Below are 16,734 nucleotides of genomic sequence, written 5' to 3' on the forward strand. Positions count from 1 at the left end.
AGCCCGTGATCCTCTGCCGGTGGTTGGCGATCTCTTGGCTGACGCCGCTGAGCTGCAGGGAGTGGGGTGCCGGGGCTGCACGGGGAGGCCGTATAGGTCAGGTATGGGCCACGACGGCAAGGTGGGCCCGACCCTTCCGATCCGGGGAGGTCCATGGACCGAACAGGAGCAGCCTTGTCCGAACGACAGAGCGTCGCCCCCCCGGAGTGGCGCGTCGTGCTCAATGGCGAGGGCCAGTTCTCGATCTGGTGGGCGGAGCGTGAACTGCCCGCGGGCTGGCGGGCCGAGGGGACCAGAGGGTCGCGGGAGCGGTGTCTGGCCCGGGTCCAGCAAGTGTGGACCGATCTCCGTCCGACGGGGCTGCGCCGTCGGACGACGGCGGGGGTGAGCGCGGGGGGCGTCGGTGTCGCGGGTGTCGTCGGGGACCAGGCGCGCCGGGTGCCGGGGGAGGTGGCCGTGCAGGGCGAGGGGTTCGCGCTGTCCTTCGAAGGGCTCGACGCGGCGTCGAACCGCTGGGCCCGGTATCTGAGCTCTCTGGGCGTGGGGCGCGGCACGCTGGTGGGGGTGCTGCTCGGGCGGGGGGCCGAGCTGCACGCGGTCACCCTCGGCGTCTGGAAGGCGGGCGCCGGGTGTCTGCCGCTGGACCCGGACTTCCCGGTGGCCCGGCTGCGCGCGCTGCTCGCCGGCGCGGGGGCCCGGTTCCTCGTCACCGAAGTCGCCCACGGGCCGACGGAGTTCCGGGGGCCGGTCCGGTATGTGGACGACCCCGAGGTCTGCGCCGCCCTCGCCCGGTGCTCCGACGAGCCATTCGCCGGGACGCCCGACCCGGAGGACGTGGCGTATGTGACGCCGGTGGCCGGGACGGCCGGGCGCCCCCTTGCCGTGGCGGTCACCCATCGCGGTCTGGCGCACCATATCGACTGTGTTGTGCGGGAGTTGACCGGATCGGGCGGAGGAGGGACGGCGGTGTTCACCTCGGTGGCCCGGGAGTCGGCGGCGATGGGCCTGTGGGCCCCGCTGTGCGCCGGTCAGCGGGTGCTGTTCGCGCCGCGGGATCTGGACCTGGCGGAGCTGGGGGAGTGGCTCGCGGAAGCCGGTCCGTTCTCCTTCCTCGCGGTGACGAACAGTCAGTGGCAGCTTCTTGTGTGTCAGTTGGGCGACTCCGCGAGCGGGTCGCTCGCCTCCCGGTTCGTGGTCGTGGGCGGGGAGTCGGCGGGTGCGACAGCGCGGCTAGCCGAGCGGCTCGGCCCCGGCCGACTGCGTTCCGTCCAGGGGGCGGCCGAGACGTCGTACGGCCCCCTCCTGCCGCCCGCCCGGTCCTGGGCCGGCGAAGCGCTGCGGGTGCTCGACCAGGCCTGGCTGCCGGTCCCGGACGGTGGGGTGGGTGAGCTGTACGTCGCCGGTCCGGGCGTCGCCCGCGGCTATGCGGGCCGTGCCGCGCTGACGGCCCAGCGGTTCGTCCCCGACCCCTACGGGCCTGCGGGGACACGGATGCACCGCACCGGGGAGCTGGCCCTCCGGACCGCTGCGGGCGAGGTGCGGCTGCTCGGCCGTGCCGACCGGCAGCTGTGGCTGCGCGGTCACCGGGCCGACCCGGCGGAAACCGAGGAGGTGCTGCACGACCACCCGAGCGTCGGCGAGGCCGTCGTCGTCCCGGTAAGGGGGGCCTCGGGAGAGGACGCCCTCGCCGCCTACGTGGTGCCGCGCCCCGGCGCGCAGGGCCTGGACGCGGCGGCGCTGGCGGCCCATTGCGGGCGGCGGCTGCCCCGGCACCTGGTGCCCGGGAGCCTCACCCTCCTCGACGAGATGCCGCGCGACGCCGCCGGGCACGTGGTGCGCGCGGCTCTGCCCGGTGCTCCGGTGGAGAGCCAGGCCGCCTCCCCCGGGCCCCGCACCCTGCCCGGCGGGCGGCAACCCGGGCTCGGCCTCGCCGGGTTGATCGAGGAGCATCGGGTGCCGGGCGCCTGTGTCGCCGTGCTGGGGGGCGGCGGCCGCCCGGTCGCCGTCGAGGCCGCGGGCACTGACGGGGAGGGGCGGCGGATCACCCCGCGCACCGCGTTTCCGGCGGGGGAGCTGGGCCTTCAGGTCGCCGCCCTGGGGGCGCTGCGGCTGGTGGACGAAGGGGTGCTGCCGCTGCACGCGGAGGCAGGCCGGGCCGGGGGCGCGTCCGTCCCTCTGGGGGATCTGCTGGGCCGCCGCCGGGTGGAGGCGGCCATGGCCCCGCTGGCCGCGCTGCTGGAGGACGCCACGGGCGAGGCGTTCGGGCCGCTGCTGCGGCGCCTGGTACTCGGGCCCCTCGGCATGGACGACAGCTGGTTCGGCGGGCCCTCGCCCCGTACGAACGGCAGGACCGGCGCCCGGGCGGCGCGCGCGGGCCACGACGCCGCCGGGCGGGCGCTCGACGGTGGACACCGGGCCGCGGACCCGGTCGAGCTGTGGACCACGGCGGCCGACCTGGCCGCCGTGGCGATCGAGGTCGGGCGCTGCGCGCTGGGCGCTCCGCTCGCGCTGGTCGGCCGTGACACCGCGGCCCGCCTGCGGGCCCCGGGTCCTCGCCCGCTCCACGGCCTCGCCGCGATGCTCGACGCCCACCGCTCCGGTGTTGAGTTCGGGCAGACGGCTGCTCTGGCCGGTCACTACGCCAGGTCGGTGTTCCGCCCGCGCACGGGCCCCGGCCTGGTCGTGCTGGCCAACAGCCGGTCCGGTGACCGGCTGAGCGAGGCGGTCGAGGCCCGACTGAGGGGCATACGCCAGATGACGGAGAACCCCCTGGACAGGCGGTGACGGAACGTGACAGGAGGGGGCTCGCTCCTGGGGGGAGCGGAGAAGGGGCAGGCACGTAGCGTGAGTTGGTAGAGAATTGTGTTGTCAGGGCCAGGCCTGCTTCACACAATGTCTTCGCAGTGTCTTCGCGGGGGGCGGGGCGTGCGGTCCTGGAAGGAGGCGGTGTGACGCCCCGGTTGTCATTCCAGGTGCTGGGCCCGCTCAAGGTGAGCGTGGACGGTCGTCCGCTGCTGCTGCGCAGCGCCCGGCAGCGTACGGTGCTCGCCGTGCTGCTGCTCACCCCGGGCCGCGCCGTCTCCGTGGACGCCCTCGCGGACGCCGTCTGGCACAGCGACCCGCCCGCCACCGCCCGCAACCAGATCGCCATCTGCGTCTCCGCGCTGCGCAAGACGTTCCGCGACGAAGCGGGCGTCAGCGGCCTCATCGAGACGCTGCTGCCCGGCTATGTGCTGCACCGGGAGGGCCATTACGTCGATGTGGCCGACCTGTACGAGTCGGCCGCCGCTGCCCGCTCCGCCGTCGAGGCGGGGGACGCGAGCGAGGCGGCGGCCCGCTTCGAGGACGCCCTCGCCCTGTGGTCGGGCCCGGTCCTCGACGGCCTCGACGGCAGCGCGCTGAGCGGCACCGTGGGCCGGATCTCCGAGCTGCGCATCGACCTGGCCGAGGAGTACGCCGCCGTCCAGCTCCAGCAGGGCCGCTATCGGTCGGTGGTGGAGAGCCTGGGCCCGGTCGTCGCCGAACACCCGCTGCGCGAGCACGCCCGGGCCGTCCTGATGCAGGCCTACCACCTCTCGGGCCGCCGCTCCGAAGCGCTGGACTGCTATCGCGAAGGACGCCGCGTCCTCGTCGAGGAGCTGGGCGTCGAACCGGGCGCCGAACTGAGGGAACTGCACCGTACGGTGCTGGCGGGCGACGGGCGGGCCCTGATGCGGGCCGCCGTCGTGCCGGACGCCGTGGCTCCCGACACCGCTTCCAGTGCCGTACTGGACCTCGTCCCCCGCCAACTGCCCTTACCTCCAGAGCCGTTCGTCGGACGGGAGGGCGAACTGGAGCTGCTGCGGAGGATCGTGCCGCCGGGACCCGGCTACTCCGGCGGCCCGACGGCCGGCGTCGCCGCCATCTGCGGTCCCGCCGGGGTCGGCAAGAGCGCGCTCGCCCTGCACTGGGCCGACCGGGTCGCCGGACGTTTCCCCGACGGCCAGCTCTACCTGGACCTCCAGGCGCACGGCCGCGGCTGCCCCGGAACACCGCAGGCGGCCCTCGACCGGGCGCTGCGCGCGCTCGGTGTGCCCGGCACCTCGATCCCCGAGAGCCTGGAGGACCGGGCCGCGCTCTACCGCGGAATCCTGGACGGCAGACGGCTGCTCGTCGTCCTCGACAACGCCCGCTCCGTGGAACAGATCCGTCCGCTGCTGCCCGGCCGCGGCTCCGTCCGGGCCGTGGTCACCAGCCGTGACCCGCTGCACGGGCTCGCCGGGACGCTCGCCGTGGCCCGGGTCGAGCTGGGCGCCATGAGCGCGGCCGAGAGCCTGGACCTGCTCGCCGCCACGATCGGCGAGCACCGGGTGACGGCCGAACCGGTCGCGGCCGAGCGCCTGGTGGACCTGTGCGACCGGCTTCCCCTGGCGCTGCGGGTCGTCGCCACCCGCCTGCTCTCCGACCATCGGTGGTCGCTGGGCCAGATGGCGGCGCGGATGGAGGACCGCCGTGAGCGCATCGGTGTGCTCAACCCGGGTGAGAGCGGGCTGCGTTCGGGCGTCTGGCTCGGCTACCGTGCCCTGTCGGTGCAGGCCGCACGCTTCTACCGACAGCTGAGCATGCTGGAGGTGCCCGACGTCCCCGCCTGGATCGGCGCCCCCGTCCTCGGCGTCACCCCGGCCGCCTCCGAGGAGCTGCTGCACCAGCTCGTCAAGGCCCAGCTCCTGGAGGCCCGCCCCGCACACGGCGGCGGGACCCGCTTCCGCTTCCAGGACCCGCTGCGGCTGTTCGCCCGGGAACGCTGCCTGGCCGAGGACAGCCCGCAGGAGCGCGATCAGGTTCTGGAGCGGGTCATGGCCGCCGTGCTGACGCTGGTGTACGCCGCCCAGGAGCAGCTGTACGGCAGGGGCGAGGCCCCGCAGGAGAGCCCGGCGTACATCGAGCCCGTACCGGGGGAGACGGTCAGTGAACTCGTCGCCGACCCCATCGAGTGGTTCGAGGGTGAGCGGGAGACGCTGGGCGCCCTGGTGGCGCAGGCGGTCCGCGACGGGCAGGCGGGCCGCGCCTGGCTCCTGGTTGTCGGGACCGTTCCGTTCTACGAGACCCGCAACTACCTGGAGGACTGGCGGCGCACCGCCGAATGTGCCCTCGAAGGCGCCCGGCGCGCGGGCCACACGCGAGGCGCGGGCACCATGCTCCGCTCCCTGGGGACGCTCGCCATCTACCAGCGCCGCTACGAGGAGGCGCGGGAGCGGCTGCTCACCGCCCTGGTCCACCTGGAGCGGACGGACGACACCCAGGGCCGGGCGATCGCGCGGCGCAACCTCGCGGTGTGCGCCCGCTTCTTCGGGGACATCGCCGAGGCGGCCCGCTACTGCGAGGAATCCCTGGTGCTGTTCCGAAGGGCCGGGGACTACTCGGGCCTCTCCCACGCGCTGGGGCTGCTCGCCCAGATGGAGATCGAGCAGGGAAACCCCGAGCGCGGCGTCGAGCTGAGCAACCAGGCCATCGAGGTCAGTTACGAGGCCGGGTCGCTGCGCAGCCGTACCCAGAACCTCTACCGGCTGGCCGAGGCGCTGCTCGGTACGGGCCGGTCGGCACAGGCGGAGCGGATCTGCCACGACGTGGTGGGTCTCGCCCGCGGCCAGGGCGACCGGCTCGGCGAGGCCCACGGTTTGTGCGCCCTCGGTGAGGCGCAGTGGCGGCAGAACGAGCCGCACCGCGCCCGCGCCAGCCTGCTGCGGGCGCTGCGGCTCGCCGAGGAGGTGGGCGACCGGTTCCTCCAGGCGCGGATCATCATCCATCTCGCCTGCGCCGAGGCGATCCGCGGGACCGCCGGGGCGGGTGAGCCGCTGGACTGGGCCCAGGAGGAGTTCCGCACCTTCAACGCGACGATGTGGGCACGGCGGGCGGGGCGGCTGCGCGAGGTTCTGGAGTCCCACGACACGGTCCGCCCCATCGAGGGCTCGGTCCTGGTCTGCCTGCTCGCCGACGGCTGAGCCGCCTGCGGGTCACGTCCAGGGCAGGTCGTCGTCCGCGGTGGTGACGTGGGCCCTGACCTCGGTCCACGGCAGGTCGCCCGTGTTCTGCTCGGCGCCCATGGCGGCCAGCAGGGGAAGAAGCAGGAGGAGCGCGGTGCCGGCGAGCGCACGTGCGACCGAGGTACGGGGCTTACGCATGAACGATTCTCCTCATGGTGGCCGGTAATGCTGGAAGAAACTCCCTGACGAGGTTTCTGTAAGCATCATAGGAGGCATATGCTTTTGATTCGATGTCCCGGCCATTTCGCGCACTCGAAATCGTGCCGATAACGCGCTGAAAGTGCCCGCGCATAGCTTTCCGGCGATGGATTCGCCGAGGGTCCGCGGGACGGAGATGCGCTGTGGTGAAGTCTGCTGGTGTGGCTTTCCTGCCCGCCGAGGGAGCCGCCGAGGGAGCCGATGCGGGAGCCGTCGAAACCGAGGCCCCGGGGGTGCTTGCCTTCCGGCTGCTGGGCCCGGTCTCCGCGACCCGGGAGGGCGCTCCGGTCCCGCTCTCCGGCACGAAGATCCACACCGTGCTCGCGGTGCTGCTGCTCGCCCGCGGCGCTCTGGTGGCCGACAGCCGGCTGAGCGCCGCCCTGTGGGGCGACGCGCCGCCGCCCACCTCGAACGCGCAGATCTACACCTACGTTTCCCGGCTCAGAAAGACACTCGGAAACCGGGTGGAGATATTCCGGAAAGGGCCGGGCTACGTTCTCGACGTTCGTGCGGCCGAAGTCGATCTCTTCTCCTTCGAACGGCTCGACCGGCTCGGCCGTCGGGCCTTGGAAGAGGGCCGCCACGAAGAAGCGGGCAGACTGCTCGGCGGTGCGCTCGACTGCTGGAGCGGCCACGCCCTGGAAAACGTGACCGAGCATCTTCTCCAGTTCGAGCGGCCGCGGCTGGAATTCCTGCGGGCGCAGGCGCTGGAGCGCCGGATCGAGGCGGACCTGTCGCTCGGCCGCCACCGCTCACTGGTGCCCGAACTCCTCTCCCTGGTAGCCCGCTTCCCCATGGACGAGAACCTCCGCGCCCACCTCATCACCGCCCTGCACCGCTCCGACCGGCAGGCCGAGGCCGTCCAGGTCTACGGCGAGGGGCGGCGCATCCTCGACGAACAGCTGGGTGTCGTGCCCGGGCGACGGCTCAGCACGGCCTATCTGCGGATGCTGCGGGGCGAGGGCCCCGGCCTTCCCCCCCGGCGGCCGCCCGTGCTGCTGCCCGCCCGGGCCGCCGCGTTCACCGGGCGCACCGCCGAGGCGGCCCGGCTCAGATCCCTGCTGCTGAGCCGACCCTCGGACCCCGCCGCCCGGCTCAGGGCGGCGCTGGTCACCGGGATGCCGGGCAGCGGAAAGACGGCCCTGGCCGCCGAAGTGGCCCACGGCTGCGCCGAGGCGTTCCCGGACGGTGTGGTGCACGCCGAACTCCACGACGCCGACGGGGCCGCCCGGCCGCCCGGCGCCGTCCTCGGCGACATCCTCGCCGCGCTGGGCGAGGCCGGAAGCGCCGAACGGACCACGGACCGCAACGGACTGACGACCCGCCACGGCCTGAACGAACTGGTCGGCCGCTACCGGGCCCGGACCGCCGACGCCCGGCTGCTCGTGGTCCTGGACGACGCGTCCAGCGACGTACAGCTGACCGGGCTGCTGCCCGCCGGACCGGACAGCGCGCTGCTCGTCACCAGCCGGGGGCGGCCCGCGTGCGTGCCCGCCGTCCATACCGTCGGCCTCGGACCGCTGGGCGACGAGGACGCCGCCGCGCTGCTCGCCGAAACCGTCGGGGCCGAGCGGACCGGCGCCGAGCCCGGGGCCGTCCGGGACCTGGTCCGTCACTGCGCCGGACTGCCACTCGCGCTGCGGATCGCGGCCGCCCGGCTCGCCGCTCGCCCGCACCGGACCATCGCCCGGTTCGCGGACCGGCTGGCCGACCCCCGCACACGGCTTGCCGCCCTGAGCTACGGAAGGCTCGACCTGGCCCGCACGCTCGGCCGGGCCCTCACCCGGCTGAGCCCGGCCACCGCCGCCCTGGTGCCCTGGCTCGCCGCGGTGGGGCCGGGCCCCTTCACCGCCCGGCTCGCGGGCGAGCTGACCGGCCTGACCGAGGCCCAGGCGGAACACGCCCTGGAAGAACTGGTCGACGGCAGCCTGCTCCTCGCCGAGCCCGACGGCCACCTCGGCGAGGGCCGCTACCGCTTCCACTCGCTGGTCCTGCTGTACGCGGACACCACGCCCCGGCGCGAGCTGCCCCGGTGAGCCCGCGTCAAGCCGACGGCAAGTCCGGCGACAGCCCTGTTCAAGACGCGGCCGAGGGTGGCCGCGATGAAGCCCAAGGATGGTGACTGCCATGAGTGAGGCGGCCCCGATCACTCGCCAGTACGCGGCACAGGCCCTCTCCTCGGCCATCGAGGAGGCGGCCGGACTGCTGGAGGTGCGGTACGAACGCGAGGACGTACTGCGCATCCTGGACCTGTACGGAGGAGATCTTCCCGAGGCCCTGATCGCGTTCCGGGTATCCACCGGCGCAAGCCGCGCGGGCGAGCTGGACTGCCGGTTCACCGTGCCGCAGGACAGCGACCCGTACCGGCTCGCCCTGGAGAACGGTCTGCTGGAGACGACGGACCACCCGGTGTCCAGGCTGCTCTCGGAGGTGCACGACACCTGCCCCGTCGACGGATACGGCATCGACTTCGGCGTTGTGGGCGGGTTCAAGAAGATCTGGGTGGTGCTGCCCCGCACCGCTCTCCAGGACGTCGCGAAGCTCGCCGAGCTCCCGTCGATGCCGCCCGCCCTCGGCCGGAGCCTCGACTTCTTCGACCGGCACGGCCTGGGCGACACCGTGGGCCTGCTCGGCATCGACTACCGCAACCGCACCGTCAACATCTACTTCGGCGAGCCGCCCGCCGGGGGCATCGCCCCCGAGTCCGTGCGGGCCATGCTCCGCGAGGTCGACCAGGCCGAACCCAGCGAGCAGATGCTCCGGCTCGGCCGCGCGGCCTTCGGCGTCTACGTGACCCTCGACTGGGACTCGCCGGCCATCACACGGATCTGCTTCGCCGTGGCGACGACCGACCCGGCCTCCCTGCCCGTCGAACTCGACGAGCGCATCGGGCTGTTCGTACAGCACGTACAACGGGCCGATCCGCACACGCGGTTCGTCTACGCGGTCGCCTCCCAGCCGGACGGCGAGTACTACAAGCTCCAGTCCTACTACCGGTGGGGCGCCGGCGTGCCGGAGATCATGCAGCTCCCCGAAGGGGCCCTCGCGGACCCGGTGTGAGCCCGCCTCCCTCCACTCCCCCCCTCTTTCCTCTTCCTTTCTCTCCCTCTTCCTCCTCGACTTCCTCTGGAAGGACGCACCTTGAGCACCGTAGAAGTCCCGGTACTGATCGTCGGCGGTGGCGGATCCGGCCTGGCCGCCTCCGTCTTCCTGTCCGGCCACGGCGTCGACCACCTGCTGGTCGAGCGCCGCGACGACACCTCGCGCCTGCCGAAGGCGCACTACCTCAACCAGCGGACCATGGAGATCTTCCGCCAGTACGGCCTGGCGGACGACGTCACCGAACCGGCCGCGTCCCCCGAGCAGTTCGGCAAGGTCCGCTGGCAGACCACTCTCACCGGCGACGGCCCGCTGGACGGGCGGGTCATCCACGAGATGGACGGCTTCGGCGGCGGCGGACTGCGCGAGGCGTACGAAGCGGCGGGACCCGTGCTGCCCGCCAAGCTGCCGCAGCTGCGCCTAGAACCGGTGCTGCGCCGCCATGCGGAGGAGCGCAACCCCGGGCGCGTCCGGTTCGGCCACGAGCTGATCTCGCTCACCGAGGACGAGAACGGCGGGAGCGTCACCGCCGAGATCCGCTCCACCGAGAACGGCGAGACCACCACGGTCCACGCGCAGTACGTGATCGCGGCGGACGCCGGCCGCACGGTGGGCCCCGCCCTCGGCATCCGTATGGAGGGCCTGCCCGCCCTGTTCGACGCCACCACCGCCTACTTCTCCGCCGATCTGTCGCCGTGGTGGACCGAGGGCTCGGTCATCACCTGGTTCCTCAACCCCTACCGCGCCGATCTGTCCAGCGCCCTCATCGAGATGGGCCCGACCTGGGGCAAGCACTGCGAGGAGTGGGGCCTGCACCTGCCGCTCGCCGGGATCGACCGCGACGACGACGAAGCGGTGACCGGCCGCATCCGCGAGGTGCTGGGCCTGCCCGAACTGGAGCTGACCCTGCACGAGGTGACCAGCTGGACCGTGGAGGCCGTGCTCGCCGAGCGCTACCGCCACGGCCGGGCGTTCCTCGTCGGCGACGCCGCCCACCGCCAGCCGCCCGCCGTCGGACTCGGCCTCAACAGCGGCATCCAGGACGCGCACAACCTCGCCTGGAAGCTCGCCGCCGTGCTCTCGGGCCGGGCGGGCGAGGGCCTGCTCGACACCTACGAGGCCGAGCGCCGGCCCGTCGGGCAGTACAACCTGGGCTGGGCGATGTCCGCCGCCGCGCACCACCAGGTCGTCATCGACGCCGCCGTCGGCCTCGGCCCGCACGTGCCGCCGGAGCGCCGCACCCCGGTGTTCTTCTCGTACTTCTCGCCGACCCCGGTCGGGGCCGCCCAGCGCGCCCGGGCCGCGGAGATCTTCGCCACCCACCGCGGCGAGTGCCAGGCCCTCGACGTGGAGACCGGCTTCGCCTACGAGCAGGGCGCGGTAGTCCCGGACGGCAGTCACCCGCCGGCCCGCTCACCGCTGGGCGATGTGTACCGGCCGACAACCCGGCCGGGGCATCTGCTGCCGCACGCCTGGGTCGAGCGGGACGGCCGCCGGGTCTCCACCCACGACCTCGTCGGCTCCGCCACCGGCTTCACGCTGATCACCGGCGCGGACGGGGCGGCCTGGGCCGACGCCGCCGCCATGGCTGCCGAGAAGCTGTCCGTCCCCGTGACCGCGGTCCGGATCGGCGCGCGCGGCGAAGGCGCGGAGTACGCCGACGCCGACGGCGTCTGGCAGCGGCTGCGCGGTACGGACGGGGCGGGCGCGGTCCTCGTCCGGCCCGACCAGCACGTGGCCTGGCGCGTCACGGGCGCCGCGACCGATCCGGCCCAGGCCCTGACCGAGGTGCTCTCCCTCGTCCTGGGCCACGGGGCCCCGTGACCGCCCACGGCGTCTGCTCCACCTGCCCGAACTCCCTCACGAACACGGAAGAAGCAGCATGATCAACAGAAGGTCCTTCCTCACCGGCGCCGGTGGTGTCGCGCTCGCCGCGACGGCGCTGTCCGGTGCCGCACAGGCGAAGCCGGCCGGCTTCGGCACCCAGTGGAGCCGACTGGCCGACCGGCTCCGGGGTCGCCTCGTGCTCCCGTCGGACGCCGACTACCAGCGGGCCAAGCAGCTCTACCAGGTCCAGTTCGACGCCACCAGCCCGCGGGCCGTCGCCTACTGCGCCTCCACCTCCGACGTGGCCAACTGCATCCGCTTCGCCGAGGCCTACGGCATACCCGTCGCCGCGCGCAGCGGTGGGCACAGCGCGGGCGGCTACTCCACCACCCCGGGCCTGGTCATCGACGTCTCCGGGCTCAACTCCGTGGTGCTCGGCAACGGTTCCGTGCGGATGGGCCCCGGCGCCCAGCTCGTCGACATCACGGACACGCTCGCACCGGCCGGGCTCGGCATCTCCGGCGGCTACTGCCCCACGGTCGCGGCGGGCGGGTTCTTCCAGGGCGGCGGGATGGGCCTGTTCACCCGCAGCATCGGCATCGCCTCCGACAAGGTGACCTCGGCGCAGGTGGTCCTCGCCGACGGGTGCACCGTCACCGCCTCGGCGAACCGTCACAGCGACCTGTTCTGGGCGTTGCGCGGAGGCGGCGGCGGCAACTTCGGGATCGTCACGTCCTACGACGTCACGCCCTCGCCGCTGACCGATGTGGCCGCCATCAACCTCGTGTGGACCTTCGACCAGGCCCTGGACATGCTGGACGGCTGGACCCGGTGGCTGCCCGACGCCCCGTGGACGGTCGGCAGCGGTGTCAACGTCACGCTCGCCGACGCCGCTCCCGGCGGAGTGCCGACCGCCTCGGTGTTCCTCGGCTCGGTGGACACCGGCCCGGGGTTCCAGGCGGAGATCGCCCGGCTGATCTCGCTGGTCGGCCGCCCCCCGGTGTACCAGCAGAAGTTCAACGCCCCGTACAAGTCGGTACTGATGTCGCTGTACCAGTGCTCCGAGCTGACGGTCCAGCAGTGCCACCGCGCCGACACCTCCCCCGACGGGAAACTCCAGCGCCCGGCGTTCGGCGCCTGGCGCAGCCGTCTGTTCGAGCGGACGATGCCGCGTGAGGGCTGGGCCAGGGCCCTGGAGACGTTCGACTCGAAGCGGTTCTCCGGGCAGATGCGCCAGTTGCAGATCTCGGCACTGGGCGGCCAGGCCAACACCGTGGCCCGCGACGCCACCGCCTATGTCCACCGCGACAGCCTCTTCTCGGTCAGCTACCTCACCTCGAACGCCTCCGGGCCGGTCTCCGACGAGGCCAAGAGCGCCGCGTGGGAGTACGTGGACGACGGCTTCGCGACGATCGACCCGTACTCCAACGGTGAGACGTACCAGAACTTCATCGACCCGCGCCTGCCGAACTGGCAGCGCTCCTACTACGCCGAGAACTACACGCGGCTGGCCCGGGTCAAGCGGAAGTACGACCGGCACGGGTTCTTCCGGTTCGCGCAGAGCATCCGCTGATCCGCCGCCCGGCTCCGCACGGGGTTCCTCCCGGCGGAGCGGGCCCCTCCCGTAATCCCTGGCTATCCCCGCCGGTTCGGACCGGCCGAGACAGGAGCACTCCATGAAGATCGCGGACCGCGCGCGTCCGGCCCCGCCGACGCTGCCCGACGGGATTCGCCCGGACGAGGTGACCCGGGCCACGAACCGGCTGGTGGCGTACGTCAGCGGCAGAACCGACGACGACGGCGCGATACGGGAACAGTGCGAGAGCAGAGTGCTGGAATCCGCGCTCGCCCTCGCGCTGATGACCCGGGCCGGGGACGTCTCCCCGGCCCGGGACCGCCTCCTGGCCTATCTGCGCGGCCACCAGGAGTCCCCCGACGAGCTCGACCGGGTCCTCGCCTCACTCGCCGTCGGCGGTGCCGCGGGCCGGGCGCCCGGCGGCGACAGCGCCCTGGTCGCCACCCTGGCGGCAGGCGTACTCGGTGCCGCCCCGGGCTTCATCTCCACCCGCCGCCGCCTCATGGTCTACGCGGTGCTCGCGGTGCTCGGCTGCCCCCTGCCCGCCGACGCCGAACTGCCGGGCGGCGGCGAGGTGCCCACCGACCCGCTGCACTCCTGGGCAGCCGTCCAGCAGGCGTCCATCACCCTGATCCTGGCCGCCGCCCTCGGCGTACGGAACCGGGCCACCGACGCCGCCCTGGACACCCTGGTCGCCACCGACCCGGCCGCCACGGTGTGGGAGGGCTACGCGCTGATGCACCTGCTGGTGCTGCACGCGCTCGCCGGCACGCCCGGTCACGAGGAGACCGTGCGCCGGGGCATCGCGACGCTGCTGCGCCACCAACGTACCGACGGCGGCTTCCCGTTCGTCCTGGAGATGCACAACTGGTGCACGTCCACCGGAGGCCTCGCCCTGCACGCGGCAGGCGCGGACCCCGCACTGCTGCGCCGGATGGCTGCGACGCTCGCCGCGCAGCGGGGCGGGGCCGAGCTGCGCTCGCTCTCCCGTGGCGCGGCGCTGACCGGCGGCTGGTCGATGTCGCCGATCGTCGCGCAGAACGATGTCGACGACACCTCCTGCGCCCTGGAGTTCCTCCAGGTGGTCGACCCGGTCGCGCACGCCGCGACGGTACGGGACGGGGTGGCCGCACTGCTGGCCGTGCAGGGCGCCGACGGCGGCTTCCCCACCTACGTCCGGGACGCTTCGTCCGAGCCGTGCATGACGGCCGCCGCGGTCTGCGCGCTCGGCCCGCACCCGGCCACCGCACCGCAGCGGGCCAAGGCGCTCGGCTTCCTCGCCGACCACCAGCTCGCCGACGGCGGCTTCGAGCCGGGCTGGAGCCGCAGCCGGCTGCACAGCCTGTTCCGGGTGCGGCTCGCCGCCTGCACGGCGGGCCCGAACGACCCGCGCACCGCCGCGATGGCCGCGCGGATCGACCGGACGGTGCGCGAGACGCAGAACGCCGACGGCGGCTGGGGCATGCAACCCGGCGACCCCAGCGACGACATCAGCACCGCCTACGGACTCATCACGCTGTGCCACGCGGAGGACCCGCGGCCCGTCGGCACCGCCCTGACCTGGCTGCTCGACCGGCAGAAGGCCGACGGCAGTTACGGCGGCCCACCCGACATGGTCGGCCCGCGCCCCTTCGCCTACCACTTCCCGCTCCTCACCGACATCCCGGTGCTGCTCGCCCTCGGGCACGTCCGTGCCCGGGTCCTGCACCTCTGAACGCACCATTCACCCCCACACCGACCACGGATCACCCCCACACCAACCACGGAGAGACAGACATGCTGCGAAAACTGGCCGCCTTGCCCAGCGGAAGGGTGGGCAAGTGGGTCGTCATCGCGCTCTGGGCCGTCGTACTGGTCCCGGCGCTGATGCTCGCCGGGAAGCTCGGCGAGGCGGAGGAGAACGACAACTCGGCCTGGCTGCCCGCCAACGCGGAGGCCACCGCCGTCGTCGAGCGCGCCCAGAAGCTGATGCCCACCGACTCCGTGCCCGCGATCGTGATCTACGAACGGTCCGGCGGCGTCACCGACGCGGACCTGGCCAAGGCGGGGGCGGACGTCCAGGCCTTCCAGGACATCGACAACGTCGTGGGCCCGGCCCAGGGCCCGGTCAGGTCCGAGGACGGCAAGGCCATCCAGACTGTCATCCAGGTCCACAAGGACAAGACCGGCTGGGAAGGGCTCGGCAAGGTCGTCGACGCGATGGCCGAGGTCGGCGAGAAGGACGCCGACGGACTCAACTTCTACGTCACGGGACCGGCGGGCTACGGAGCCGACTCGATCAAGGCGTTCGGCGGCGGCGACAGCGCGCTCACGACCATCACCGCGCTGGTCGTGGTCGCGATCCTGCTGCTCACCTACCGCAGTCCCGTACTGCCCCTGCTGCCGCTGATCACCGTCGGCGTCGCCCTGATGGTGGCGCAGGCGCTGATCTACCTGCTGGCCAAGGACGCCGGCCTGGTCGTCAACAAGCAGACCAGCTTCATCCTGGTCGTCCTGATCTTCGGGGCCGCCACCGACTACGCACTCCTGCTGATCTCCCGCTACCGGGAGGAACTGGCCCGCCACGAGGACCGGCACGAGGCGATGGCGGAGGCCCTGTACCGGGCGGGCCCGGCGATCGTGGCCAGCGCGGCGACCGTCGCGATCAGCCTGATGCTGCTGATGCTCGCCGTGCTCAACTCCACCAAGGGGATGGGTCCGGCCTGCGCCATCGGAGTCCTGGTCGGCCTGCTCGCCATGGTGACGCTGATGCCCGCGCTGCTGGTCGCCTGCGGCCGGTGGATCTTCTGGCCGTCCAAGCCGGTGCACGGCGCGGTCGCGGAGGAGAAGGAGACCATCTGGACCCGGATCGGCAACGCGATCTCCGGCCGTCCCCGGCTGGTGTGGGTGGGAACCGTGGCGGTGCTCGGCCTGATGTCGCTCGGCGCGCTCGGGCTCGACGCCAACGGCCTTTCCAACAAGGACCAGTTCACCAACAAGCCCCAGATGGCGGTCGGCGAGGAGATCCGCACCGAGCACTTCCCGGCCGGATCCGGCGACCCCGTCTACGTCGTGGCCAAGGCCGAGGCTGCCGACGAGGTCCGGACGGCACTGGCCGGGGTGGCCGGGGTCAGCAGCGTCGCGGACCCGGTGGTCAAGGGCGGCGAAGCGGTGCTGCTCGCCCAGCTCGCGGACGAGCCCAGCAGCGAGGGGGCGATGCGCACCGTCGAGCGGGCCCGGGACGCGGTCCACGGCGTCGATGGCGCGAACGCCCAGGTCGGCGGCAGCACCGCGATCATGGTCGACACGCAGAACGCGGCCGCCCGGGACTCCAAGGTGATCATCCCGATCGTGCTGCTCGCGGTGCTCCTGATCCTGGGTGTACTGCTGCGCGCGGTGGTCGCGCCGCTGCTGCTGATGGGGACGGTGCTGCTGTCGTTCGGCGCGGCCCTCGGCGTGAGCAGCCTGGTGTTCGAGCACATCTTCGGCCTGGCCGGGGCCGAGTCCTCGTTCCCGCTGCTGGCGTTCGTGTTCCTGGTCGCCCTCGGCATCGACTACAACATCTTCCTGGTCACCCGGGTCCGCGAGGACGCGCTGAGGCTCGGCACCCGGCGCGCCGCGCTGACCGGACTGTCGTCCACCGGCGGTGTGATCACCTCGGCGGGCGTGGTGCTGGCGGGCACCTTCGCGGCGATGGCCTCGCTGCCGCTGGTGTTCGCGGTGGAGCTGGGCTTCGCGGTGGCGTTCGGCGTGCTGCTCGACACCCTGGTGGTGCGCTCGGTGCTGGTCACCGCGCTGACCCTGGACGTGGGCCGCTGGATGTGGTGGCCCAGCAAGCTGTTCCGGCGCTCCGACGGCCTGGGGCAGCCCGCGACGGAGGATTCCGGCAAGGTGCCCGCGTACAGCGGGAGTTGAACCAGCCCCTGCCACCGGCCCCCCGGCACCGCCGCCTGTCGCGGCGGTGCCGGGCGGGCCCGGTGGCAGCGGCGATCGCATGCACAGTCCGGGGCAGGCCCGGACACACTTTCGCGG

The 16,734-nt window shown here is 73.2% G+C and carries 9 protein-coding genes; 8 read left to right on the top strand and 1 reads right to left on the bottom strand.

Annotated elements, in window-relative coordinates:
- Window positions 1-174: 174 nt before the first annotated feature.
- Window positions 175-2,784: an AMP-binding protein gene (locus RI138_RS22320; RefSeq protein ID WP_311121344.1), complete on the top strand. Its 2,610-nt coding sequence runs from the start codon at window positions 175-177 to the stop codon at window positions 2,782-2,784.
- 164 nt (window positions 2,785-2,948) lie between these two features.
- A complete protein-coding gene (locus tag RI138_RS22325; protein ID WP_311121345.1) occupies window positions 2,949-5,981 on the top strand; it encodes an AfsR/SARP family transcriptional regulator in 3,033 nt (1,010 codons plus the stop codon).
- Between the two features lie 12 nt (window positions 5,982-5,993).
- On the opposite strand, the gene RI138_RS22330 is transcribed toward RI138_RS22325, so the two are convergent.
- Window positions 5,994-6,161, bottom strand: a complete 168-nt coding sequence (locus tag RI138_RS22330) for a hypothetical protein (protein WP_179500082.1) — start codon at window positions 6,159-6,161, stop codon at window positions 5,994-5,996.
- 221 nt (window positions 6,162-6,382) lie between these two features.
- Between RI138_RS22330 and RI138_RS22335 the strand changes: the two genes are divergently transcribed.
- From RI138_RS22335 to RI138_RS22360, 6 genes are all read left to right on the top strand, one after another.
- A complete protein-coding gene (locus RI138_RS22335; RefSeq protein WP_311121346.1) occupies window positions 6,383-8,257 on the top strand; it encodes an AfsR/SARP family transcriptional regulator in 1,875 nt (624 codons plus the stop codon).
- Between the two features lie 91 nt (window positions 8,258-8,348).
- Window positions 8,349-9,281 carry an aromatic prenyltransferase gene (locus RI138_RS22340; RefSeq protein ID WP_311121347.1) on the top strand — a complete coding sequence of 311 codons (933 nt, stop codon included), beginning with the start codon at window positions 8,349-8,351 and terminating at the stop codon, window positions 9,279-9,281.
- Window positions 9,282-9,362: 81 nt separating this feature from the next.
- On the top strand, window positions 9,363-11,144 hold the full coding sequence (locus tag RI138_RS22345) for an FAD-dependent monooxygenase (RefSeq protein WP_311121348.1): 1,782 nt from the start codon (window positions 9,363-9,365) through the stop codon (window positions 11,142-11,144).
- A gap of 58 nt (window positions 11,145-11,202) precedes the next feature.
- On the top strand, window positions 11,203-12,720 hold the full coding sequence (locus RI138_RS22350) for an FAD-binding oxidoreductase (RefSeq protein ID WP_311121349.1): 1,518 nt from the start codon (window positions 11,203-11,205) through the stop codon (window positions 12,718-12,720).
- Between the two features lie 103 nt (window positions 12,721-12,823).
- Complete coding sequence (locus tag RI138_RS22355) at window positions 12,824-14,437, top strand: prenyltransferase/squalene oxidase repeat-containing protein (protein WP_311121350.1); 1,614 nt, start codon at window positions 12,824-12,826, stop codon at window positions 14,435-14,437.
- A 62-nt stretch (window positions 14,438-14,499) separates the two neighbouring features.
- Entirely contained in the window at window positions 14,500-16,617 is a 2,118-nt protein-coding gene (locus tag RI138_RS22360; RefSeq protein ID WP_398863486.1) for an MMPL family transporter, read from the top strand.
- The last annotated feature ends 117 nt before the right edge of the window (window positions 16,618-16,734 follow it).

Source organism: Streptomyces durocortorensis (genome assembly GCF_031760065.1).
Lineage (GTDB): Bacteria > Actinomycetota > Actinomycetes > Streptomycetales > Streptomycetaceae > Streptomyces.

Excerpts from the sequence above, each read along its gene's own strand:
- RI138_RS22330 (WP_179500082.1), bottom strand. The coding sequence starts at position 6,161 with ATGCGTAAGCCCCGTACCTCGGTCGCACGTGCGCTCGCCGGCACCGCG.
- RI138_RS22350 (WP_311121349.1), top strand. The coding sequence starts at position 11,203 with ATGATCAACAGAAGGTCCTTCCTCACCGGCGCCGGTGGTGTCGCGCTC.
- RI138_RS22360 (WP_398863486.1), top strand. The coding sequence starts at position 14,500 with ATGCTGCGAAAACTGGCCGCCTTGCCCAGCGGAAGGGTGGGCAAGTGG.
- RI138_RS22340 (WP_311121347.1), top strand. The coding sequence starts at position 8,349 with ATGAGTGAGGCGGCCCCGATCACTCGCCAGTACGCGGCACAGGCCCTC.
- RI138_RS22355 (WP_311121350.1), top strand. The coding sequence starts at position 12,824 with ATGAAGATCGCGGACCGCGCGCGTCCGGCCCCGCCGACGCTGCCCGAC.